Source organism: Parasutterella secunda (assembly GCF_024733725.1).
In the GTDB taxonomy this organism is placed as follows: domain Bacteria; phylum Pseudomonadota; class Gammaproteobacteria; order Burkholderiales; family Burkholderiaceae_F; genus Aphodousia; species Aphodousia faecalis.
This window is the reverse complement of the sequence record NZ_JANRHP010000009.1, coordinates 34,907-58,420: the sequence shown is the minus strand read 5'-3', so window position 1 is coordinate 58,420 and position 23,514 is coordinate 34,907. Positions and strand designations below refer to the sequence as shown.

Annotated in this window: 20 protein-coding genes and 1 tRNA gene; 16 read left to right on the top strand and 5 right to left on the bottom strand. The window is 45.5% G+C overall.

The window, feature by feature from the left end; translation table 11 throughout:
• Nucleotides 1-11 precede the first annotated feature (11 nt).
• The 5 genes from NW199_RS08310 to NW199_RS08290 all read left to right on the top strand — a co-directional run bounded on the left by NW199_RS08310 (nucleotide 12) and on the right by NW199_RS08290 (nucleotide 6,001).
• Entirely contained in the window at nucleotides 12-1,139 is a 1,128-nt protein-coding gene (locus tag NW199_RS08310; protein ID WP_258334298.1) for a DSD1 family PLP-dependent enzyme, read from the top strand.
• Between the two features lie 523 nt (nucleotides 1,140-1,662).
• Nucleotides 1,663-1,971: a helix-turn-helix domain-containing protein gene (locus NW199_RS08305; protein ID WP_022473382.1), complete on the top strand. Its 309-nt coding sequence runs from the start codon at nucleotides 1,663-1,665 to the stop codon at nucleotides 1,969-1,971.
• A 1-nt stretch (nucleotide 1,972) separates the two neighbouring features.
• Nucleotides 1,973-3,148, top strand: coding sequence for a type II toxin-antitoxin system HipA family toxin (locus NW199_RS08300; protein WP_258334297.1), 1,176 nt, complete (start codon nucleotides 1,973-1,975; stop codon nucleotides 3,146-3,148).
• Between the two features lie 219 nt (nucleotides 3,149-3,367).
• Nucleotides 3,368-5,215 (top strand): C69 family dipeptidase, encoded by a 1,848-nt coding sequence (locus NW199_RS08295; protein WP_258334296.1) that lies wholly within the window; start codon nucleotides 3,368-3,370, stop codon nucleotides 5,213-5,215.
• 156 nt (nucleotides 5,216-5,371) lie between these two features.
• A complete protein-coding gene (locus NW199_RS08290; RefSeq protein ID WP_022473379.1) occupies nucleotides 5,372-6,001 on the top strand; it encodes a response regulator transcription factor in 630 nt (209 codons plus the stop codon).
• A gap of 127 nt (nucleotides 6,002-6,128) precedes the next feature.
• On the opposite strand, the gene NW199_RS08285 is transcribed toward NW199_RS08290, so the two are convergent.
• Nucleotides 6,129-6,533 carry a hypothetical protein gene (locus NW199_RS08285; RefSeq protein WP_258334295.1) on the bottom strand — a complete coding sequence of 135 codons (405 nt, stop codon included), beginning with the start codon at nucleotides 6,531-6,533 and terminating at the stop codon, nucleotides 6,129-6,131.
• Between the two features lie 176 nt (nucleotides 6,534-6,709).
• Between NW199_RS08285 and NW199_RS08280 the strand changes: the two genes are divergently transcribed.
• The 3 genes from NW199_RS08280 (at nucleotide 6,710) to NW199_RS08270 (ending at nucleotide 9,745) form a co-directional block, all read left to right on the top strand.
• Nucleotides 6,710-7,990 (top strand): amidohydrolase, encoded by a 1,281-nt coding sequence (locus NW199_RS08280; RefSeq protein WP_258334294.1) that lies wholly within the window; start codon nucleotides 6,710-6,712, stop codon nucleotides 7,988-7,990.
• 58 nt (nucleotides 7,991-8,048) lie between these two features.
• On the top strand, nucleotides 8,049-8,432 hold the full coding sequence (locus NW199_RS08275; protein WP_258334293.1) for an allophanate hydrolase-related protein: 384 nt from the start codon (nucleotides 8,049-8,051) through the stop codon (nucleotides 8,430-8,432).
• A gap of 128 nt (nucleotides 8,433-8,560) precedes the next feature.
• The gene (locus tag NW199_RS08270; protein ID WP_258334292.1) at nucleotides 8,561-9,745 is read left to right on the top strand and encodes a hypothetical protein; all 1,185 of its coding nucleotides are present in this window, start codon (nucleotides 8,561-8,563) and stop codon (nucleotides 9,743-9,745) included.
• Between the two features lie 392 nt (nucleotides 9,746-10,137).
• Here NW199_RS08270 and NW199_RS08265 read toward each other — a convergent pair whose 3' ends face one another.
• Entirely contained in the window at nucleotides 10,138-10,602 is a 465-nt protein-coding gene (locus NW199_RS08265) for a hypothetical protein (RefSeq protein WP_258334291.1), read from the bottom strand.
• A gap of 147 nt (nucleotides 10,603-10,749) precedes the next feature.
• Between NW199_RS08265 and NW199_RS08260 the strand changes: the two genes are divergently transcribed.
• Both NW199_RS08260 and NW199_RS08255 read left to right on the top strand, forming a co-directional pair.
• Nucleotides 10,750-11,202, top strand: coding sequence for a hypothetical protein (locus NW199_RS08260; RefSeq protein ID WP_258334290.1), 453 nt, complete (start codon nucleotides 10,750-10,752; stop codon nucleotides 11,200-11,202).
• Nucleotides 11,203-11,216: 14 nt separating this feature from the next.
• Nucleotides 11,217-12,248, top strand: coding sequence for a tetratricopeptide repeat protein (locus NW199_RS08255; RefSeq protein WP_258334289.1), 1,032 nt, complete (start codon nucleotides 11,217-11,219; stop codon nucleotides 12,246-12,248).
• A 61-nt stretch (nucleotides 12,249-12,309) separates the two neighbouring features.
• Here the strand turns inward: NW199_RS08255 and rlmB are convergent, their stop codons facing one another.
• Nucleotides 12,310-13,059 carry a 23S rRNA (guanosine(2251)-2'-O)-methyltransferase RlmB gene (gene rlmB / locus NW199_RS08250; RefSeq protein WP_258334288.1) on the bottom strand — a complete coding sequence of 250 codons (750 nt, stop codon included), beginning with the start codon at nucleotides 13,057-13,059 and terminating at the stop codon, nucleotides 12,310-12,312.
• A 43-nt stretch (nucleotides 13,060-13,102) separates the two neighbouring features.
• Nucleotides 13,103-15,517, bottom strand: a complete 2,415-nt coding sequence (locus NW199_RS08245; protein ID WP_258334287.1) for a ribonuclease R family protein — start codon at nucleotides 15,515-15,517, stop codon at nucleotides 13,103-13,105.
• Between the two features lie 16 nt (nucleotides 15,518-15,533).
• Here NW199_RS08245 and NW199_RS08240 point away from each other — a divergent pair.
• Nucleotides 15,534-15,618: transfer RNA gene (locus tag NW199_RS08240), tRNA-Leu, on the top strand.
• 288 nt (nucleotides 15,619-15,906) lie between these two features.
• On the opposite strand, the gene NW199_RS08235 is transcribed toward NW199_RS08240, so the two are convergent.
• On the bottom strand, nucleotides 15,907-16,869 hold the full coding sequence (locus NW199_RS08235; RefSeq protein WP_258334286.1) for a DMT family transporter: 963 nt from the start codon (nucleotides 16,867-16,869) through the stop codon (nucleotides 15,907-15,909).
• Nucleotides 16,870-17,059: 190 nt separating this feature from the next.
• Between NW199_RS08235 and NW199_RS08230 the strand changes: the two genes are divergently transcribed.
• The 5 genes from NW199_RS08230 to NW199_RS08210 all read left to right on the top strand — a co-directional run bounded on the left by NW199_RS08230 (nucleotide 17,060) and on the right by NW199_RS08210 (nucleotide 23,483).
• Complete coding sequence (locus NW199_RS08230; RefSeq protein ID WP_258334285.1) at nucleotides 17,060-17,956, top strand: DMT family transporter; 897 nt, start codon at nucleotides 17,060-17,062, stop codon at nucleotides 17,954-17,956.
• A 28-nt stretch (nucleotides 17,957-17,984) separates the two neighbouring features.
• The gene (locus NW199_RS08225; protein WP_258334284.1) at nucleotides 17,985-18,323 is read left to right on the top strand and encodes a hypothetical protein; all 339 of its coding nucleotides are present in this window, start codon (nucleotides 17,985-17,987) and stop codon (nucleotides 18,321-18,323) included.
• A gap of 216 nt (nucleotides 18,324-18,539) precedes the next feature.
• Entirely contained in the window at nucleotides 18,540-19,742 is a 1,203-nt protein-coding gene (locus NW199_RS08220) for an amino acid aminotransferase (protein ID WP_258334283.1), read from the top strand.
• A gap of 263 nt (nucleotides 19,743-20,005) precedes the next feature.
• Nucleotides 20,006-22,354: an autotransporter family protein gene (locus tag NW199_RS08215; RefSeq protein WP_258334282.1), complete on the top strand. Its 2,349-nt coding sequence runs from the start codon at nucleotides 20,006-20,008 to the stop codon at nucleotides 22,352-22,354.
• Nucleotides 22,355-22,667: 313 nt separating this feature from the next.
• Nucleotides 22,668-23,483, top strand: a complete 816-nt coding sequence (locus NW199_RS08210) for an MFS transporter (RefSeq protein WP_258334281.1) — start codon at nucleotides 22,668-22,670, stop codon at nucleotides 23,481-23,483.
• The last annotated feature ends 31 nt before the right edge of the window (nucleotides 23,484-23,514 follow it).

Sequence of the window (23,514 nt, the reverse complement as noted above, 5' to 3'; positions counted from 1 at the left end):
TGGAGAAAGCTATGAATCTCAACACCATTGATACACCAGCACTTATTCTCGAAGAATCAAAAATGAATACCAACATCGCCCGCATGCGCGATAAGGCTAAAAGTCTGGGTGTAACCTTAAGACCACACCTAAAAACAAGTAAGTGTTGGGAGGTCGCCAAGCGTCAAATCTGGACTCCGGAAGGTCCAGCAACCGTTTCGACATTGAAAGAAGCGGAAGAATTTGCCGCTCACGGCATCAAAGACATGATCTATGCCGTTGGCATTGCTCCGCAAAAGCTGTACCGTGTTGCTGCGTTGATCCGACAAGGCGTTGATCTGAAAATCATCTTAGACAATATCGAAGCTGCGCAAGCTGTCTCCGAATTTTGTCAAAAAGAATCTTTAGAAATCAAAGTGTTGATTGAAATTGACTGCGACGGTCATCGCTCAGGCTTAACCCCTCAGAGCCCAGAAATTGTACAAGTTGCCAAGGCACTGAAGGCTCCTGCGAAGCTTGTCGGCGTTTTGACCCATGCCGGCGGCTCGTATGATGTCGATACACACGAAGCCCTCTTGGAACGATCTCGCGGTGAAAGAGATGGTATCTGCCAGGCTGCCAAGATGCTTAGAGAGGCCGGATTTGAGATTTCAATTGTTTCTGTGGGTTCTACGCCAACGGCGCTTACAGACGAGGATTTAACCGGGGTTACTGAGCTCAGAGCCGGCGTATATGTCTTTTTTGACCTCTTTCAATCCGGTGTTGGAATCTGCAAACCGACAGACATCGCCATTTCGCTTTTGGTCACTGTGATTGGTCATCAGCTCGAAAAGGGATGGGTCATTACTGACGGCGGATGGATGGCATTATCACGCGACCGAGGAACGGCCAACCAAAAAATTGATCAAGGTTACGGACTGGTCTGTGACATCAACGGAAATATTCTGGAGGGTTTATGGGTGAGCGGAGCCAATCAGGAGCATGGAATTATTTCTGCTAGAAACGGAATTAATTTTGATCCTAAAAAATTCCCGATCGGAACGCGTTTGAGAATTTTACCTAACCATGCTTGTCCGACCGGCGCACAACATCCTTGTTATTATGTCGTCGACGGTGACATTGAAGTCAAAGATAAGTGGAACCGTTTTTACGGTTGGTAAATAAAACCTATTTGTTATCACAACAGAGTGACCGAAGCGGTGAAAAGCTTCGGTCTTTTTTTTAATCAACAGAAAACTACCTGAAAATTATGAAAAATCGGTAAGAATATTTTTTGAAATATTAATAATAAATTTACCAGATTTTTGAAAGTCTGAAATTTCTTCACTCATCCGGATGAACAGCTTAATAGAATGTTTCTATTTACATCTTTTTAAATTGTTCAATGATTTTTCGTAACGCCTTCCGTAGAACATTAAAGATCAGAAGTTAAAGTCGAGAACTGGCTCAATTAATTAAACTCAAACAAGAAAATCAACCTTTGAGATTTCATTTAATACACTTTATTTTAAGTGTTATTTCCTGTTTATACTCATTATTCTAAGTTTTATTATGATCTTAAAGTAAAAAATATAGGGTTTTGGATACCTTGACTTTAAGAAAATGATCCACTTGACAAGAGCGAATTTAATCATCATAATAATGGGTATTAAAACACTATTTCACCATTATTTTGAGAATAATATGCGTCCGTCTTTAGCCGTTGAAACCTCTCTGAAGGCTCTTGGATCAAATTTAAAAATCGCACGTCTGCGTCGTCGTTTGCCGCAATCGCAGGTTGCGGAGCGCGCAGGAATATCCCTCAACACCCTAGCGAAAGTTGAGGCTGGTGACCCTGGAGTGGCCATCGGTAATGTAGCAGCCATTATGCAAGCCATTGGTCTGGGCGCCCCTATGGGCGATATCGCCTCCCCTTCGGCCGATACGTCCGGATTACGCCTTGAATCAGAACGCCTTCCCAAACGCGCCAGAGCTCCTCGCCGTTTGATCTAAAATGGCTTCCCAAACATTAAACCTTTACTTTAAAAGTCTTTCCAATCCCCTGCCAATTGGTCAATTGAACATTGAAGACCCTGGCAGGGAGTCTTCTGTTTGCTATTTTGTTTATGACTCCGGTTGGCTCAGTTATGGTTATTCTTTAAGCCGGGATTTACCGTTAATCCCTAAAGTTTTTAAAACTGACTCCAGTCACCCTGTTTTTGGGTTCATGTATGACTTGATCCCCGGTATCGGCGCGCGTAAAGCAACAAAGTTTATTTATAAAAAAGACTTAACAAACAATCAGTTATTCCTTCTTTCTCAAGAAGTACTTCGCCCCGGTGCAGTTGGATTCAAAGAGAGCACTCAAGCAGCTCTTCAATATAAGGAAGTCGGCCCCTGTGCACTTGATTTAGAGCGTCTGATGATGGGACACTTGAATATTTCTGATATAGATTCACTCTATCGAGGTCTTAGCGCACTACCCGGCGAACGCTTTAAGCTTGGTTATCAATCTGGTAAAAATAAAAATTTTATTTCAAAATTTAACACCCCCGATCCGCAACGTAATTTAGTGATCTGGGAGGCAATTACATTAAGTCTTGCTAGGCGGATGGGACTTCAAACGGTATCGGCTGAACTGACATCCATGCGTGGTATGGATACGATTATCAGCAAACGCTTTGACCGAACCACTGATGGTCATCCGATCGGATTTGCTTCGGCTCGTGCACTTTTGGCTGCGCACGATGATAATCATTCCTATCTTGAAGTTGCTGACATATTAAATCAGGATGGTGCCAAGCCTAAGATGGACTTGCTCGAATTGTGGCGTCGAATGGTCTTTAATATGTGCGTAGGAAACGTTCACGACACGCTTGATAACATCGGTTTTATCCGAGACGGTGACGGTTGGCGTCTATCTCCCCTCTATTCCTTAAAACCTGAACCCATTTCCATTCCCCGTCGACATCACGCAACGGCTGTAACCGATGATTGTGACCGACCGGACTTATCTAAAGCCGTTGAAATAGCTCCCTATTTTGGCATCAGTCAACGTAAAGCTGAGGCTCTGGCACTCGAAATTTCCTCTTTTTGTGCTCAAAACTGGGAAAAAGTCGCCCGAGATTTTCAGGCCGATCCACTTGAAATCGACAATATGAGAAAAGCTTTTGAACAACTTGATCTTTAATGTCGGGTTATCACTTAATCACATTGACCTACGACAAATTACGCACCTACCTTAACGCTCCTAATTACAGATTGTTACCACTAGTCGGGAGTTCCCTTAGTAGAAAGCTATTTTCCTGAGAGCAAAATGTTGCTGTCGCGAAATTCCCACCTCATATAACAACGGGGAAAGCGACTTTGTTTATATAAACAAACTCTCTAATAAAAGGAGCTTACTGCTATGAAATTACGTGCATCTTTGATGGCCTGTGCCATCACAAGCGCCTTGGTTGCCCTTCCGCTTACCTCGATGGCCTGCTCTACGGTGATCGTCGGTAAAGACGCTTCGGCTACCGGCCAAGTGATCGTTGGCCACAATGAAGACAATGGTGGCCGCGTTTTCAACCCCCAATACTATGTTCCGCCTGCCAAACACAAAGCCGGTGAAATGATCAAATATGAACCGACGGCTGCCATGATCCCGCAAGTGCGCGAAACCTTGGGCTTTTACTGGTCTCAAACGCTTGACCCGAATGGCTCCTCCTTCTCTGACGGTTTTGTCAATGACGCCGGCGTGGTGATTGTTTCCAACGCTTGCTCAAACATTTTTGACAAAAACCAAAAATTGAAAGACGGTGGCGTGGGTTACGGTATTCGCCGCTTGATGGCAGAACGCGCTCACAGCGCTCGTGAAGCCGTGAAGATCGCCACCGACCTCCTCACGAAGTACGGTTACTTCTCCGAAGGCCGCACCTACACGATCGCCGATACGCATGAAGCCTGGCAGCTTGCCATCCACATGGGTAATGTTTGGGTTGCCCGCCGTGTCCAAGACAATGAAGTGATTTATATCCCGAATAACTTCATGATGGATAAGGTTGACGCCACCGACACCGAAAACGTGATCGTTTCCCCGGGCTTGATCGAACGCTCCATCAAGAACGGTCGTTACAAACCCGCAACACCCGGTGTCTACAACGACTTTAACTTCCGCGCTGCCGTTCAACCGGCTGAACAACGCGCTGTCGGCTACAACTTCGGTCGTAACCAAGTGGCCTGGAAATACATCACCGGTGAAAAGATCACCGATCCTGAAAAGTTCCCGTACTCTTTCACACCTGACAAGAAGTTCACCGTTCATGATGTTCAAAACATCTTGCGTCTGCACGAAGACCAAATTGGTGACGATGATGGTTGGTACCACCACTTGGGCTTCGGTCCGTGCCGTGTGACAACTCACGAATCCGTTGTTTTCGAAATCAACGACATTCCTGAACTCATCACGAGCTATCGTGCTTTGGCCCGTCCGTGCGAAACCCCGTACATTCCGTTCTATCCGTTGGCCAAGCCCAGCCAGAACATGAGCTTTATGGATGCCGCCACCGCCACGAAGGAACACTTCAGCGCTCCGGACTATCGCTTCGATTATCACCCCGAATGGGCCTCCGCCACCTTCATCAACAACGCCAACACGCTGGAATTCCAACGTGATGACCGCGATGACAACTTCGACATCATCGAAGACTTGGAAGAAAAGTGGGCCGACGAACAAGCCGGTATCCGCGAACAAGCCAAGGCTGCCATGAAGGTCTCCAAGGATCATGCTTTGAACATCCTGCACCGCTACAACGTGGCTAAGTTGCAAGAAGCTCAAGGCGCCATCCAGGCTCACTTGGACGAAATCGCTCCGCACAAGGTTGTGATTTTGGCTGACTCCATCGATCCGAAGAGCTCCGCCACGGTCAAGTTCGCCCTCTTGAGCGACGATGACCTCGATGCAACGAAGATTGATCAAAAGAACACCTACGGCGGTGTGGGTCGCTCCAGCCTCACGACCAAAGGCGTGATGAGCGACTTGGCTCAACCGGTCTCCTTCTCCGCTGAAGACGTCAATGGCGACGGCAAGAAAGACATGGTGATGACCTTCGTGCAAAAAGACCTCGCCCGCTTCATGATGGCTGGCGCCGTCTATGACACGTGGCTCTACACCCGCGACGGTGGCGATCGTATTGCCGCTTTCGACACGGTGAAGATTAAGGGTCAAACCAACCGTAAGTTCTCCACCAAAGAACGCGGTCACGACAGGTAATCTGATTAACAATCCTAGTTAATAGATAGCCTAAGCCCCGGAAATCCATCGATTTCTGGGGCTTTTAATTAAAAAACTCAACAAATTGAACCAAGAGTAACCATTTTTCTTTTGACTTTTATATACTTAGCAAATCGACTCTTAAGAGGGAACAAAATGCAGCAAAACAACACACCCTTGGTTCGCATTGTTGACGATGATGAAGGCATCCGCAACTCCATGGCCTTTTTGCTCGAAGGCGAAGGCTGGGAAGTTAAGACCTATCGCGATGGTTCTCAATTTTTAGCCAGTAATGACTTCAGCCGACCGGGTTGCATTATTTTGGATGTTCGTATGCCCAATATGAGTGGTTTGGGCCTTCAAACACACCTCAATGAAATGGGTGTGGATTTGCCGATCATTTTCTTAAGCGGTCACGGTGACATCGATATGGCCGTGCACACGATGAAAAACGGCGCCGTCGAGTTCCTCCAAAAGCCTGTGCGCGAAGAACGACTCTTTAAAGTGGTTCATGATGTGATCACTGAATACATGAACCGTCAGGAACAAATGGCCGATGTCATTGAGTTTAAGAATCGCCTCAAAAACCTCACCCAACGTGAACGCGAAGTGGTGAATTTGATCAGCTTGGGTAAATCCAACAAAGAAGTTGCTGAACAGTTAGGCATTTCTGAAAAAACAGCCCAGGTTCACCGTGGCGCAGCATACCGCAAGCTCGAAATTCATAACGCCACGGAAATCGCCCGCTTACTGATGCGCGCCAAAGAAGATCCGCAAATTCAATAATTGCTGATGACCTAATTACCATGCAGACGCTCGGTTTGACCGAGCGTCTGTTTTTCTGGTGGACAAATCAATTAAAGTAGTTAAAACACAACGGTCTTTATCTTTGCGCCACTTTTTTTATTTTCAACTACTTACCCTTATATTCTGTCAATGGAATTACTTCTTGAACAATATTATTTTCGTCGTAACAAACCTGATAAGCCACCTGATCACCACTAAATGCGGTTTCTGTTGGCGTCCCCACGACTTCCCACAATCCAAGGGTTAGAACATCTGCTACTCCATGGACAACGGCCCGGCCAGCCTTACTACCTTTCGCATAGCCCTGAGTGAAAGAAAAAATTTCACAAATTTTCCCATTTTTTGCTTTATCTGAGACAGTTGGCAGACCAAATTCACCAATAATTTGTACCCTTGGAGTACCTACTTTAAATAGATCCACATTTTTCTTATCAGGTTGTTGAGATGCCATATAAACAGAGCAACCACTAAGAATTGAGACTAAAAATAAACAGGCAAGAGAGCGTTTCATTTTATTAATAAAAAAAACAGAGATTACGATGCTAAAAGGGAATAACCACTTTATACAACAAAGGAACGTACTACTTTAATGAAAAAATATCGAAATGCAAAAAATAAACATCCTCCCCCAAACTGTACCGGTGTTATCATGATTTACTTACTACCTAACAGCTAGGGAGAATTGCCATGAATGATCTGTCAACCTACATTCCTGAAATGATTGAAACACGGCGTTATCTGCATCGGATTCCGGAAATTGCCTGGACTGAATTTTTGACGTCTGAGTTGGTTATTAAACGTGTCCGAGAATTAGGTTTTAAGACTATTATCGGCAAAGCACTGTTTAACGAAGAATATGCCTATGGCCGAGAAGATAGTGTCATTGAAGAGGCTCAAAAAAGGGCCCTATCAATGGGCATGGATCCTAAACTTTTAGAAGAAATGCAAGGTTATACAGGTTGTATGGCGATTTGGGAGACCGGACGCGTAGGTCCTGTAACGGCCTTTCGTTTTGACATGGATTGCATCGCAGTTGAAGAAAATCATGATGAAACAAATGAAGCTTTTGTGGGAGGGTTTGATTCTACATTCCCCGGCCTGATGCATGCCTGCGGACACGATGGTCATACAGCCATGGGGCTCGCCTTTGCCCGTTGGATTAAAGATCATGCCGATAGTCTCAAGGGGACCATTAAATTAGTCTTTCAACCCGCCGAAGAAGGAACAAAAGGTGCAAGCGGTATTGCTGAATCCGGTCTTCTGGATGACGTGGATTACTTTATTGGCGGACACGTCGGTATGGATCCAAAACTGCACGAATTGGGCATTATTACAAAAGGCTTCCTTTCGACGACCAAGATTAATGTGAGCTATACCGGCAAACCCGCTCATGCCGGTGCGGCCGGTCAAGAAGGACGCAATGCATTAATGGCTGCCTGCTCGGCCTCTATGCAAATCATGGGAATTGCTCGTCACGGTCAAGGAAACACCGCCGTTAATATCGGTACTTTACATGCCGGCGAAGGCCGAAACGTTGTACCTGTACACGCAAAAATGGAATTAGAAGTACGCGGTGCCAACGACAAAATCTGCAAATACATGCAAGAGCGCGCCCTGAAAATGATTAAAGGCAGCGCAGAAAGTTACGAAGTTGGCTGCGATATCAAGATAATGGGACGCGCAACCAATGTGGTGTCCGATCCTGAAATGTGTGATCTCATTCGAGAAGTCGCAACAGCCGTACCGGGAATTAATCGCGTGTTTGACTACGACACCATCACTTCCAGCGAAGACTGCTCGCTTTTAATCCAAAAGGTACAGTCCCATGGCGGTAAAGCCGTTTTCTTTTATTATGGATGCAACCACAACGGTCACCACAAATCAGACTTTGAAATCCAAGACACGGAAAGTTTACCGTTAGGATTTGCCGTGTTTGTGGGAGCCCTGAAAAAGACAAACGGTCAATAATGCTGTTATAAACCCGAAGGCGCAACCTTCGGGTTTTAATTAACGTAGGAAAAAAAGAATGGACAAGAAAATCCTTTTAGCTGTGAACGGGACACTCATGAGGGGCCTAAAACTTAACGGCAACATGATTGAAGCCGGCGCAGAGTTTGTGAAAGAGGCTAAAACGGAAAAACATTATCGTTGCTGGAGTATCGAGGATGACCACCCGGCGATGATTAAAACGGTTGGAAACGGCGCTGAGATTGAATTAGAGGTCTGGGCCGTGCCTCCCGAAGGTCTATCCTCAATTTTGTTAAAAGAGCCGGCCGGTCTTTGTATCGGCAAAGTTAAACTCAACGATGGTTCCGAGGTTTTGGGAGTGTTGGGAGAACCTTGGTCTGTTGTTGGACAAAAAGAAATCACCCAATACGGTGGTTGGCGAAAATACATCGCTAGCAAGTAGTGACTATTGCTCCATTGTTTAAACCTACTACAGCTTTCAATCGGAGCCTTATAAGAAGGACATATTCAAGCTTTCTTAGGAACTATAATCTGGCCTAAAACATCTTCTCTTTAGTACTGAGGTCCACCATGCCCGCTTTACCGCGATTGTCAGTTATTTCCGCCGCTTTAATTTGCGCCGTCATGCTTTCCGGGTGCTCCGAAGAAAGCAAAATGATCGATTTAGTTAAAAATTCAAGATCGCAATTGGATGGCTTGGAAATGGGGCCCATGTTAGAAAACACAAAAGTGTGCTCAAAACCCAAGTGGAGTTATCAAGAAACCAAACGCGGTGAACAATACGTCCTTTTTGAATGCACTCCGAACACTGATTTATCCGTTATCAGCCAAAAAGTTAAGAGCTTGAATGATCAGAGTCAGAAGGAATCTTTAGCCAGTATCAAACGATATGAGGAAAGTCTTGCAAGGTATCAGAAACAAGTCGATACCATTTCCGGAAAACTTCAGGAACTCAACACAAAGTTTGAAGCCTTTAAAAAGACAGACCTTACGAATTCCATGCCTGTTTTCTATTACACACGCATGGGAGGCGGACAAGATAAGATCCTGTTTATCTTAACGTTATTTAATCTTTCTCCCGATCAATGGAATGATGTTTTTCAAAACGTTAAAAATTATCGCTACGATTACCAGAAGCTCTTTGATTACGTCCAAGAACTACGCAAAACGAACTCCATTTACGCTATGTCGGTAGAGTCAAGCTGGGAAAGTGAGGAAATTGACGCTTATGAAACTTTATTTGATCTTCCAAAAGATCAATGTTTTGATGCTTGGAAAAATCAAGTTTTACCCAAGTTGCAGCAATATCGTTTGGTCGAACTAGCGTTACGTTCGACCTATCGGGAGTTAACGGCTAATTTTGAAAAGGCAATTGATCGCTATAAATGGGATTTAGAAAAACCGGTTCGGGAGGTCGAAAAATTCAATCGGTACCTTGAAAGGGAAAAGAAAAATTTAGCTAACCTGAAAAATATCAATTGGACTCAATTAAAAGACGCTACCTTATACGTCAGGTTTAACGTCAACCCGGACAAAGAAGAAATTATTAAACCGAACGGCTCGCGCAGCGGATATGTTTTAAGATGGAAAGACGGAACGGAAATTAACCAATACAGTTTCTACACCATGGTTCCGATGAATCTTGAAAGAGCCGCTGAACAAGATGATGTGAGAAGCCTACAGTATTGGATGGAAGGACTTTCCAACCCCATGACATTAAAAACCTTCTATCAGCAAGGGATTAAATCGGAATAACCTATTCAAAATTAGGCTTTCCGGACCACTCCATTCCCCATCCCCCAAAAAAAGCCCACTGCGACGATCAGATCACAGTGGGCAGTTAAATTGGAAAGGTAGCTAGGCTCGTCGCCTGCGCTTTCCCCGAACGAAACCGATCTCCCTCAAACGATTCCGTCCACCCGATGAAACGGATGCGACCAGCGCATCCCCCTCGTTTCACCCGGCTCGAGCACCCGTAAGCGAAGAACCAAGCGCTCGGTGAGCATCAAAACCACAATTCCGTTCCGATCCTCACGCCTTTATTGTCATCCTTTTTCATGACAATGAGAACTAGGACTTTCCTTACCCCTAAAGAGGCATTAAAAGCAATAGATTAAATAACAAACTGATTTTCTAGCGAAAGAATATTACCGCCAGGGTATATCACCGGGGAATAAGCGATCCACGAGCTCACGAAATTCAACCGACGCGTCGTCAACCTTATCTAAAAGCGTTGGTTTCCCACTACGTTCGTCCCATTGAACGGTATAGACATTATTGTGGCGGCCGACTTCAGTTAATTCCAACTTGGCATAACGAAGAAATGAATGACTCCAGGATGAGCCGTAGACAGCTTCGTAGCGAAGCGTTTGAGGACAAGATAGAAGCGTTTTCGTGTCATCGCTTTTTACACGAGTAACTTTTAACCCCTTATCCATCAAGGCTCGTCTCAAAATCAAAAAAGCTTGAGGACGCACGGAAGGATTGTCCACTAAGCAAAGATTTTTCTGACCGGCTCCGTGCCAATCATCAGAAGCGGGCGTTCCCGCACAACCTGAAAGAGTCAGAAGAGCTGCGCCCATACAGGCCGCGGACAACAAAGACAAACGCATGATGGCTACCTTAAATATCTGCCCTGATTGTACTAGTCATCCGAGAAAAAACAATAGAGTTAGACACTTAGTCATCGATCTGTAAGGAAAAATTAATCTATCGGTCATACAATGCGGAAATTCAATTGAGAACTGTGTGCAAAAAAGATGTCTGAAAAAAATACCCCTTCTCACGCGCCTGCTCTTTGGAACCCGATGTGGGCCATTTTGCTGAGTTTTATCTTCACGCCGGTCTTTGGCGGCATCGTCTGCGGGATGAATTGGCGCGCAATGGGCAAAGAAGAAATGAGTGTGCGCTCATTTAGCTTTATGCGCTCGACCATTTTCATCATGGTTCTCTATATTTTTGCCGAACCGATGCTTCGCGGCATCCCCTACACACAATACGTGCTGCTTGCTTTGATGGTCGGACTGTGGTTGGTTTGGACCTTCATGGACGGACTCAAACAATTACGCTACGTCAACGACACCTACGGCGAAGATTACGAACATAAATTCTGGGCCAAATGCATCACCTGGGGTGTAGGCGGCTGGGTGGCCTACTATGCCTTGGCCATTACTTACGTTATCGGCCTGCATCTTTTAGGCACTGCTATTTAGAATCCGACATCACCATGGCTGCACGAGCGAAAAAAGCCGAAGTCAACCGAAACGCCAGAGCCAACTATGTGCTCGGGCTTTTGGGCGGCGTCGCGCTCTCCCCGCCTCAGGCTTCCAAAGAAGCCATGCAGTACTACGCTCGCGCTGCCGCTGAAGGCAATCCTGACGCTCAGTACCAACTCGCCAAATTACTGGTGGAGGGGCAAACGCTCTCAACCAACAATCGTGCGGCCTTAAAGTGGCTCAAAAAAGCCGTTGAAAAAGACCATGCGGCCAGTCAACATCTTTTGGGCGTTATGTACTTAAAAGGCCAAGGCGTCACGCGAGATGCCCAGCGCGCATTGGAACTTTTTCGTCAAGCGGCTATTTCCGGTAACGCAGAAGCCGAATACGACCTCGGATGCGCCTTAATGAATGGTATTGCCGGCGAAAAAGATGACTACCAGGCTTTACGCTGGTTTAGGCTCGCAGGAGCCCAGGGGCATGTTAAAAGTCAATACCGAGTGGGCTATGCGCTCGCTCACGGCGCCGGATGCGAAATTGATCTGCAGCAGGCAGCCACATGGCTTAGAAAAGCGGCGGTCAACGGTGATCCCAAAGGACAGTACGAATTCGGACTCTTATTTATTCATCCAGACTATCCTAAGCGAAACGAAGAAGAAGCTTTTCGCTGGATCAGACTTTCTGCCATTGCAGGCTTCGCGCCCGCTCAGTACCAACTTGCGCTGTTTTATCAGGCAGGCGAGGGAACCCTCGCCTCTTATGAAGAAGCTTTCACCTGGGCAAGACGCGCAGCCGCTCAAGGCGAAGAAAAAGCTCTCTTGCTTTTAGCCAGCCTCTACCGTTTTGGTGCCGGCACTGCTGCCAACATCACTGCGGCTTACGCAATTGCCTCTTATCTTTCAGGCACTGAAAACCCAAATGCCGCGGCGCTTTTACAAACGCTTGAACCTCAAATTGCGGCTGGTGACCGTGCTCGAGTTCAGAAAATGCTCTCTTCAACAAAAAGCGCTCTAGAGCTTATCGAAAATATCTCTACACTTTAGGCAAATAAAAAGGCAAGCTCCTCAATCAGAACTTGCCCTCTCACTGAAAACGGAAAAATTATCAACCGTTTTTCAAATAACGTTGACGCACGCTTTCAAAAAGACAGATACCCGTGGCAACGGAGACATTCAGACTTTCCACTGAACCCGTTAAAGGAATCTTGGCCAAATCGTCACAGCGTTTGCGTGTTAACTGACGCAAGCCAGGGCCTTCGGCGCCCATCACCCAAGCAAAAGCGCCGGTCTGATCAAAGTCATAAATTGTCTTTGTGGCTTCGCCTGCTGCGCCCACCACCGTCACACCAGCATCGCGCAATTCGACAATGGCACTGGCCAAATTCGTCACGGTTACAACAGGGACCGTTTCAGCGGCGCCTGCCGCCGCCTTCGCCGCCGCCGGCGTTACGGTTGCCGAGCGGTCTTTCGGAATGATCACGGCATGAACGCCGGCCGCATCCGCAGAGCGCAAACAAGCTCCGAAATTTCTCGGATCCGTAATGCCATCCAAAATTAAAAAGAGAGAGTCCGGACGAATCTCATCCATCAATTCATCAAATGTCAGGCTCACTTCCAAAGGTTTGGCCATAGCCACAATACCCTGATGGGGAATGTCTCCGGAAACCATGCCGTTTAAACGGTCGTGTCCGGCTTGCATGACACGCACACCCAAACTTTCCAGTTCAGCGCGCATCTGACTCATGCGCTTGTCGCGTCTTTGCGGATCAACATACACACATACGATTGAATCCGGATCTTTTCTCAGGCGAGCTCCTACAGCGTGGAACCCAGCCAAAATAATGTTCTTTGCCATACAAAAATTAAATTACTTTATTAATCAAACCTGCTCATTGTAATCAATGACGCGACCGACTGATACGAAAATCAATCCGTCTGCGATCTTCATCGACTTCAATCAAACTCACCGTTACCACGTCACCCACGGCATACACTTCACCAAACGATTGTCCCTGCAGGGTACCTTCGGGCGTGTAGACATAGTAGTCAAAACCAATATTGGAAATATGCACAAAGCCTTCAACAAAGATTTCCTGAAGCTGCACATAAAGACCAAATGAAGTAATCGCCGTAATTCGGGCTTTAAATTTTTGCTTATCCGAAGCAATAGTCTTCATGTAGCGGCACTTGAGCCAAGCGGTGACATCGCGGCTCGCATCATCGGCCCGTCGTTCACAGGCGCTCGTGATCTTGCCGAGTTCCACCCAGGCACCGCGAGACGGATCCGTTGCTCCCACCGCCTCTGTTTTTTCAGGCTGCGGCATCGCCAATAGTGTGCGCTTAAGGTTCATGCCACTTAAGCTATTGAGCACCGAGGTACTGCCCGGATAGACTGTCGGTCTATAGGTACGCCTTGAGAGAATGCCTCGAATCGTTCGATGAACCAAAAGGTCGGGATAGCGACGAATGGGCGAGGTAAAGTGCGTGTAGCCCTCGTAACCCAAGCCATAGTGGCCAATATTGTCCGGAGAATAAACAGCGCGCTGCATTGAACGCAAAAGCGCCGTTTGAATGACGTCACTATAAGGTTTGCCTTCAACCGCTTCGACCACTTTTTCATAATCGGCTGCCGTTGGCTTATTGCCACCCAATAGCGTTAGGCCGAAGCCAGAGAGCGTACGCCGCAATTCCAAAAGCTTATCCACCGAGGGTGAATCATGCACACGGTACAAACTCAGCTTTTTATGGCGACCGATAAAGTCCGCCGCGCAGGTATTGGCGGCTAGCATGCACTCTTCGATCAGTCGGTGAGCATCGTTTGATTCCCGAGCAACAATGGCAATAATGTTGCCCTTATCATCAGTTTTAACCAATGTCTCCTGTGTTGCAAAATCAATGGCGCCACGGATGCTGCGTGCCCGCCTGAGGACTTTATAGAGATCATATAAAGTATCAAGGCCTGTTCTTACCACCTGCGGCACTTCTTCATCCGTCACAGCTTCGTTAGAAAGGTATTTCCAAGCATTGGTGTAAGTCAAACGGGCGTGAGAATGGATAACGGCCGGATAGAACTGATAAGCCTTCACCGTTCCAAGCGAATCAATCACCATATCGCAAACCATGGATAAGCGATCAACGCCGGGATTTAATGAGCAAAGACCATTACAGAGCTTTTCCGGCAACATCGGAATCACTCGGCGCGGGAAATAAACCGAGGTGCTTCTGAGCTGAGCATCACGATCAATATCCGAATTGGGCTTGACATAGTAGCTCACATCGGCAATGGCCACGAGCAATCGATAAGCGCCATTGCCTTCGGCTTGGGCGTACACCGCATCGTCAAAGTCTCTCGCGTCTTCACCGTCAATTGTGCAAAACGCAACGTCACGCAAATCCACCCGGCGGGCTCTGTCTTTGGCCAATACCTTATTGGGCAGTTTTTCGGCTTCCAGAACCGTTGCCGGTGAAAACTCATGCGGAAGGTTAAATTGACGAACGGCCAATTCGATTTCTAAATCCGCATCGCTGTCCACTTCAAGTTCCCGATCCATGCGAACGTAGACTCGAGGGTCATCTTTAGAGGGGTAACGGTCAATGACGGCGATCGCCTTTTTATCAACCCAAGACTCTAAAACCGTTTCAGGATCTAAAAACTTCACACTCAAATTGCAAAGTCTCGGATCGTATTTTTTAAAGTGATAGGTCACCTTGCCGTGTTTAGAGGTTGTTTTTTTAACTTCACCCACAATTTCGGCGATAGAATGCTCAACAACTTCAGTGACATTGGCGTAAAGGTAAGGATCATCCCAAGGCTCGGCAGAGTGCGCAGAGCGGAAAATCACAGCGTCACCGGGCAAATACAGTTTGGCCGACTCCTGAGCAATGGAAAAACGCTCACCTGTATCATCATCGACCACGTAAGGTGTGCTTTGCGCGGGCGATACAACAATCCCCGTGTGTTCCTTTTTAGCTTTATGAGTAAAACACTTTTTCTGGGAATCAAACCGCACACGGCTATCCCCCATCAAGCGATCCAACACCTGAGCAAAAAGACCTTCATTTAATTTTCTGTATTGACGCGACAAAAGCACATACAGCTCTGACGTATCCAGATCCGCCGCCGATTGGTTAAGAATTTCAACAGCCTTTTGGACAAGCTCGGTGATGACGTAATTTTTTACCCGTCCTTGCGAGCCTTTTGATTTCTTAGAAGAAGCTCTTTTTTCTTTAACGATTTTAGGACGCGGGGTTTTCTTTAAATTTGGCAACTTCGTTTCTCTTTCGTATATAATTGCGATTCTTATTTCAGGCATTATGCCTGATCCATAAGCCCGGGTGGCGAAATTGGTAGACGCACCAGCTTCAGGTGCTGGCGTTGCGAGACGTATCGGTTCGAGTCCGATCCCGGGCACCAAAAACGCTTAAATAATCACGGAAAATGGTTATTTAAGCGTTTTTCTTTTTGTCCCTTCAATCACACCTGTTGTATTTTCTCTACCTGCATTTCCTAGTATATCGGAGAATTGTGACAGAACAACAAAATATTCCTGATCGGGAAAAACTCGTGACTTACTATCCTCATTCCTGTGCTTTCTTAACCAAAGCTTTCAAGTCAATCCGATTATTCAAAGTAATTAGAAAAACAAACAGCTTTAATATGTTAATAGAATTTATCTAATATTAATTTAATATCATATTAATTTCATTTTGATTGGCGTCTTTCCAAAACCTCCAATTGTTTCTTCTGAATCGCAGCCTGCTCTTTCGCACTAACACTGTGAGTAACCAAATAAACACCGACAAAAATAAAGACAACGGCAAACGCCTTTGACCATGACAGAGAATCCAGTCCCATCGCAACAGCGGCTAAGCACCCTACAACAGGCTGTACATAGTTATACATGGCTGCAACGGTAGGCTTTAGATTTCGCTGGCCTACGACAATCAAGAGGTAAGAGAAAAAGGTACCGCCGACGACCACATAGGCGACACTTAGCCATTCGTTTAGGCTAAGAGAAAACCAAGGAGTCGAGGTTAATGATGAAAATGAAAACGGAAAAATGCAAAGTGAGGCGAATGTAAACATCCACTTCATCGTTGTAAATAAGTTGTAGCGAGTCACCAAATCTTTAAAGCGCACAACGTAAAAAGCAAAACTCAATTGGGCGCTGGCTACAAGCAAATCGCCCCAAATATTACTTTCGATGGCGGGATTGGCCGCGACATCCGTTTTGGACATAATAAGCGTCAAAGCGCCGACAGCTCCCATCAGAATGCCAACGAGCTTTTTCAAAGTGATTGGATCTTTTAAGACAATCGCGGCGAGCACCATCGCCCATAAGGGCATCGTCGAAGTCAGAATGGTGGCGTTACCCGGTGTCGTCAGACCAACGCCAAAAACATAACTGCCCTGATTAAAAATAATGGCGAAAAGGCTTGCCAGAAAAAGTCTGAATAAGTCCGCTTTAGCTACCTTTTCATACGGTGCAAAAAAGGACGCGAGCCAAAACAAAACCGCCGCCCCGAAAATTCTTAAGTCGGTTAAAACAAGCGGCGTCACCAGGCCGCCGACCATCACCACTTTAGCAATCGGCGCCATCATGCCCCAAATAATATTGGCGCCTGCCGCACAACTGTGTCCTAAAAGGGCCGACTGTCTGATCATGAAAGACCTGCCTTTCTTTTTGCTTTATTTTTGAAGAAGCCAAAATTATAGAGAGGCAATCCAGTGCTGAAAGAAGAAATCCGTCTGATACTAATTAAAACATCCGAGCAAACACTACCTTTCGGTAAAGACATAACAGGCATACAATGTCAGGACTTAACTGCGCAAAAAAGAAAAGGATTCTTTATTTATGATGAAACAATCGCTTTGGGCGCTGGCGGCGGCCGCCTGTTTTTCCTTTATGGCGGTTTTTGTAAAACTCTGCAGCGGCCATTTCGGATCCCTTGAACTTGTGTTCTACCGGTCGCTCATCGGCATTGTCACCATTTCCATGTTTGTGCGCTCACAGGGCCTGTCGCTTCGTACGGAACATTTAGGCGGACACATCAAACGCGCAGTCTTAGGCACTATTTCTGTCGGTCTGTGGTTCTTCACTATCGGCGAAATGCCGCTTGGCACCAACATGACCTTGATCTACACCACCCCGCTATTTATGGCGGCTAATTTCATCATTCTGGCTTTTATTAAAAAGGAATCAGCCCCTTGGGGTGTTATTCTGGCTATCCTTTTTGGCTTTGCGGGTGTCTCCACCGTGCTTCAGCCCACCTTTGATGAAGGCTACCTCATCCCCGCTTTGATTTGTCTTTTTGTTGCCCTCATCGACTTGGTTGTTTACTGGCAAATTAAAGAATTGGGGAATCTCAAGGAGCCCTCCTGGCGCATTGTGTTTTACTTTTCCATGTTCGGCGCGGTCTTCGGCGTATTGGGAAGTTACATTTTTGAAAACGGCATGCATATGCCGACGCTGGAGTCCGGCGCCTATTTGGTCGGCATGGGCATCTGCGCTACCCTGGGCCAAATCTGCACCACCCGCTCTTACGCTTACGGCAACATGCTCTTGAGTTCTTGCCTGGGTTTTTCCGCCATTCCCTTCTCGGCTCTTGTCAGTTTCGCCCTCTTTAGTGAAACAGTCACCATGTTGGGCTTAGTCGGCATGGCCATGATTATTATTTCCGGCGTTTGCGCTACTATTTACACTAAACGGACGGAAGCGGCGAATAAAGCTCGCGAGGCCGCTGCTTCTTAAACTTTTCTATCACTCATGAGGTTAAAAAATGGATAAGAAAGAACCCCAAAAAGAACAAACCGCCCAACAACAGGAACCGAATGTTTGGGTTTGTGACGCTGTGGCTGTCACGCACTGCGATGTGAGCGACAAGGGTGTGGTTTACACAGTGACCTGGACTGACTTCATGGGCCTGCAACACTCCGCCAAAGTCAAGCGCGAAGACTGCTATTTTGACTTTGCGAATGTTTTAAAGACGCTGGTCAAGGGCGGCTATCGCTACAACACCATGATTGCCCAAGCTCCGGCTATCATTCAACAACGCCTCACGGCTTTCCGTCCGACACAAGAAAGCGTGAAAAAAGCCATTGAAGCGATGAAGAAATAATCACAAAACCTCTTAACGTTTTGTGCCCAGGCGAAGTCATCAAGGCTTCGCCTTTTTTGTCTATTCAGGGTTCAATTCTTATCTTCATAGTGAAAAGCACGTAGATAACGATAAATTTTCAACCTTAATTACCGCTTTTTACTTAGAAAATTCAATCACGCACTTCACACACCTAATCTATATTGGAGAAAGTAAACTTTTATGAAAGGAATGCCGATGAATGAATCCATTTTTTCGACGGTGACCGCAGTTCCCGATGACCCCATCTTGAGTCTTACAGGTAAGTTTCTTGCCGATCCCCGCGACTGTAAGGTCAATCTTGGGGTCGGAATGTATTTGGATGAAAACGGAGTCACACCGGTTCTTGATGTCGTCCGTGAAGCTGAACTAGCCATTGCCGCAGAACACCGCCCTCATACCTACATTCCCCAAACTGGTCTTCCCCTCTACGACCGATTGGTTCAGGAACTGATTTTCGGTAAAGACAGTGAAATTGTTTCCTCCAAACGCGCCTGTACCGTTCAAACGCTAGGCGGTACCGGAGCTCTAAAGCTCGGCGTTGATTTGATGCATTGGGCCAGCGGTCTTAATGTTGGAGCAACTTCAAAGCCCACCTGGACCAACCACAATGACATTCTTCGCCTAGCCGGCTATTCCGTCACGGGATACCGCTATTACGATGCATCGAGTAATAGCGTGGACTTCTGTGCAATGACTGAAGACCTGAAAGCCTTGCCTGAAAAAACGCTTGTTATTTTGCATGCCTGCTGCCACAACCCAACGGGCTATGACTTGTCTGTTGATCAATGGATGGAAGTCATAGACATTTGCCGCACCCGTCACCTGATTCCGTTTTTGGACATGGCCTATCAAGGATTCAAAAAGGGATTAGACGAGGATGCTCAAACCATCCGCCTTTTTGCCGAGTCCGGATTGAATTTCTTAGCGGCATCCTCCTTTTCTAAATCCTTTAATCTTTATGGAGAAAGAATCGGCGCTTTGACGGTTGTGACACAATCTGAAGACGAAGCCCAACGGGTCACCACTCATCTTAAAACCTGCGCACGGGCGAATTACTCCAATCCGCCCACATTCGGTGGTCGTATTGTCGAAAGTGTCCTTGCCGATCCGGAAAAGTTTAAGCGTTGGGAATCAGAATTGGCCGGTATGCGAAACCGTATTCATGCGATGCGCCAAGCTTTAGCCGATGAAATGAAAGCAATCGGTGCTAAACGAGATTTCTCATTTGTGACGCAACAAGCCGGCATGTTTTCGTTTACGGGACTAACGCCTGAGCAAGTTGATCGGCTGGCAAATGAATTTGGAATTTACGCGGTAAGAAACGGACGGATCTGCGTTTGCGGATTAAATGAAAAGAATGTGAAGTACGTAGCGAGAAGTTTTGCTTCTGTTCTCTAGATAGTTATTCAGTGATTTTTCATATAGGCGATTTTCAGTTGAAAGTCGCCTATTTTGCGTTTAATCAAAATTTAAAATGGTCGACTTTTTTTACTATCGGCCATACGTGTTGATTTTTATTGGAAATACAATAGGTTATTAATTGGTAATTCAAAATTATTAAGGGTTAATACTAAATATCAATTTTCTTGATCGTCATTTTTTGTTTTGAGAAAATTTCAGAACTTAATTTTTTCAGTTATAGAGAGGAATAATTATGCGATATGCCCCCCCCCCAACAAATAAATTATCTTTTTAGTAAAAAATCAGCTATTGCTGCGATAGTAGCATCTTTGTTTAGTCTTCCCGTCTACGCCTTGGATATAGATGTCATCGACAATGAGTATCTAATCCATGATGGTGATGGTGATGGTGAAGGAACTCATATAACAACGTCTAAAACAGTTGGAGAAATATTTATCGTAGATTTTTATCCAGAATCTGGTCAAGACAAGCACGCAATCGCTGTAAATGCAGCTTATTCAGAAAGTACTCCTCCTCCAACCCTTACTGTTGAAGGTAATACAAAATTCGAATCTTTCCCACAGCCTTCAACATCCGAAAATAAAGATGGTACATACGCTATCAGTGCAGGCAATTTACACGGTGCTTCTGGAATAGTAAATTTGGAAGGAAATGTGGATATTGTTATTCGGGATGCTGAAGGCACACTATCTGAATATGGCGCAAATGCTATTTATTCTGCAGGGAAAAATTCATCAGTAACATTGGGCAGTAGCGCAGAAAATCTTACAAGAATTTTCGTTGTTGCGGATAAATCTGATGCTATTAGTGCTAAAGACGGTGGAAGTGTCACTTTTAAATCTGAAAACAATCAAATAATTGGGGCCATTGACTTTATTTATTCCCCTTCTCTCGTTGGAATTCAGAAACTTTTTGAATCAAAAGTTGAGGGAACTTTCTCCGGGAGTAATTCTTTTTGGTTTGGAGACGACAATAGTTTCGCAAACGCTGATACTTTCCCAGAAGATTTAAGACCGTATTTTGAGCTGGTGAAAGATCGCTTAAGTAAGCAGTTGTCCCTTACTTTCAAAAATGGGGCACAGTGGACGTATCTTGGAATTCAAAATGAAGTAGTTAGTGATGATGGCGGAACCAGTGTTACATTCGACACTAAACGCATATCCAATATCACTCTGGAATCAGGCGGTATCATCAACCTTTATGACGATAATATTAAAAAATTCTGTCAGGAACAGGGGATTTCTGGTTTGATAGATCACGTTGATCATGATTATGTACGAGTGGGCTATTTAAATGGTTCAGGGGGTATTTTCCGAATTGATACAAATGGTGAAGATAAAACCCAAACGGACCTAATTTTCGTTGAAAATTCTTACAACAGTGGTGTTCATCATGTTCAGGTTGAAGGTTTGAGTACCCTTAATTCCATTTCGGATACAAATACCTTAACTTTTGCTTTAGTTTCCAAAGAAGCTGCTGAAAAAGGTGTTGCTTTCAACGAAACTGAAAATGTCGAAGGCGACAAGTTATTCAATTATGAACTTGATATTCGTCCGGTCATTGTTGAAGATGCTGCTGATCTTGAAGCTTTAAAGAATAAAGCTGAATTTTCCGGTCTTGAAAATATTCTTGAGGATTATACGGAGGGCAGTAGATACTGGGAAATTTACCGTGTCGTAAAACAAAACTCTTCTTCCACTCTTGGTATGATCGGCTCAGGCTATGCTGGCTACGACCTTGCCGTAGATATGGATAGGTATGATCGCCGAATTCATGAAACAGTAGGTAGCGACAAAAATAGCGGACTTTGGATCCGAGCAAGCCATGGTAAGAAAGGAGCTTCGGGTGTTTATCAAAATGATATCGATACCGTAACTGTAGGCTTTGAAAACAACATTTCTCCTTCAAACCGCCTCGGTGCTTGGTTCTCATATACTCAAGGTGATGTAGATTACTCATCGGTAGACGGTACCGCTGATTTAGATCGCTATGAATTAGCTATTTATGACACTATCCTACTTGATAATCAATACATTGATTTTGTCGGTAGGATTGGCCGAGTCAGTAACGAATTCTCTGTCACAAGTGCCTCTGGAGCTTATAAAACTTCGGGAGATTTCGACCAAGACTATGCTTCTCTATCAGCTGAATATGGTTATACGTTAAAAGATAAGCAAACCGGTGTATTTATTGAACCTCAACTTCAAGTACAGGCGACTTATCTTCGTGATTTCGACTATTCGGTCGAGCGTGGTATGAAAGCAAAGGCCGATGATGAAACAAGTTTCATTGGTCGTGTTGGCATGCGCTTTGGTCAAGAACTTAGAACTGCATCATCAAGCGGAGAATTTTATTTCCGTGGTGATGTATACCATCAATTTACCGATGGACAATCTGCACGGCTTACAGCAGGTAGTGAATACGTTGATACTGTATGGGGTGACAAAGATACTTGGGCCACTTTCGGTGTCGGCGGCTACCTCAATTGGAAAGACAACATGTCCTTCCAAGTGGATGTTGAAAGAACCGCAGGCGGCGAAACAACCGATACGTGGCTTGTTTCCGGACGATTTAATTATCTTTTCTAAAATTTAATTAATCGACACCAAAATCGGCAGGCTTAAAACGCTTGCCGATTTTGTTTTCTACACGGATCTAAATTCGGAATTAATTTCGTTAATTTAAACCAGATACTCAACAATGGTTTTCTATTATTCAGACGGTACGATTCTCTGATTTGCTCTCATTTTTAGCACCTACCAAACCTCTTAGCTCTTTTAGGCATGTTTTAGGCAAAAATCACGCAGTCATACACCATTGAATATGACATAATCGCTCTGTCGATACTGCTCGATGAGAATTCATCGGGCTTTTATTCTTCTGTTTGAAAGGTTGGCTTTCATGCCTATCGAATTTGAAAAGAAGTCTCTGGCCCATCCCGAGGGCGATGCCATTAAAAGACGCGGTTTTTCTTTCTTTGTGGCGGCCTTTTGTCTGATCAGCTGTTTTGTAACTGCCGCCACAGCCATTCCGATGATGGCTTTTTGGGTTGAGGATTTGGGACTGACGTCTCCGGAAGTCGCCATGAGTGTCGTGAGTTATTTCGGAGGCTGCGTTTTAACGCTTATTTTCTTTGCACGCTTTTCCAATTTCTTGGGCAGAAAACCGGTTGTCATTGCCGCCCTCGCTTTCGGCGCCATTGCCTGTTACCTCTTTTCAATCGGTGAAAATGCTTCAGACCTCTATGTCGGCCGCTTTCTTCAGGGGCTATCCTGCGGACTTGCAACAAGCGCCTGCATGTCCTGGGTCGTAGATACAGCGCCACCAGCCCGAGTATGGTTAGGCACAGCCATGACTTCAGCCGGCCCCAACATTGGCCTATCGCTCGGAACACTTCTCACGGGACTCATCATTGAATACAACGTCCTCAATCCGACACTTCTTTTTGATGCCTGTGTGGCTTTGCTCATTTTCTGCATTGTTTTAGCTGCCCTGGGTACCGAAACCATGAGATTGGGAACTGAAAGCATCGGCCAAGTGCTTATTCCCAAAATTGCGATTCCCACCCGCTTAAGACGGCTCTTCATTTTGAGCATCACCGCCTTCATAGGCACATGGGGTGTGAGCAGTTTCTTTCAAGGATTCTCCGCTCAATTTGCCAAATCGTATTTGGAGAAAGCAGCGTCTTACTTGCAGCGATCACGTACTTGCTTTTAATTATTCCGATCGCTGTTTTCGGATTAGTGAG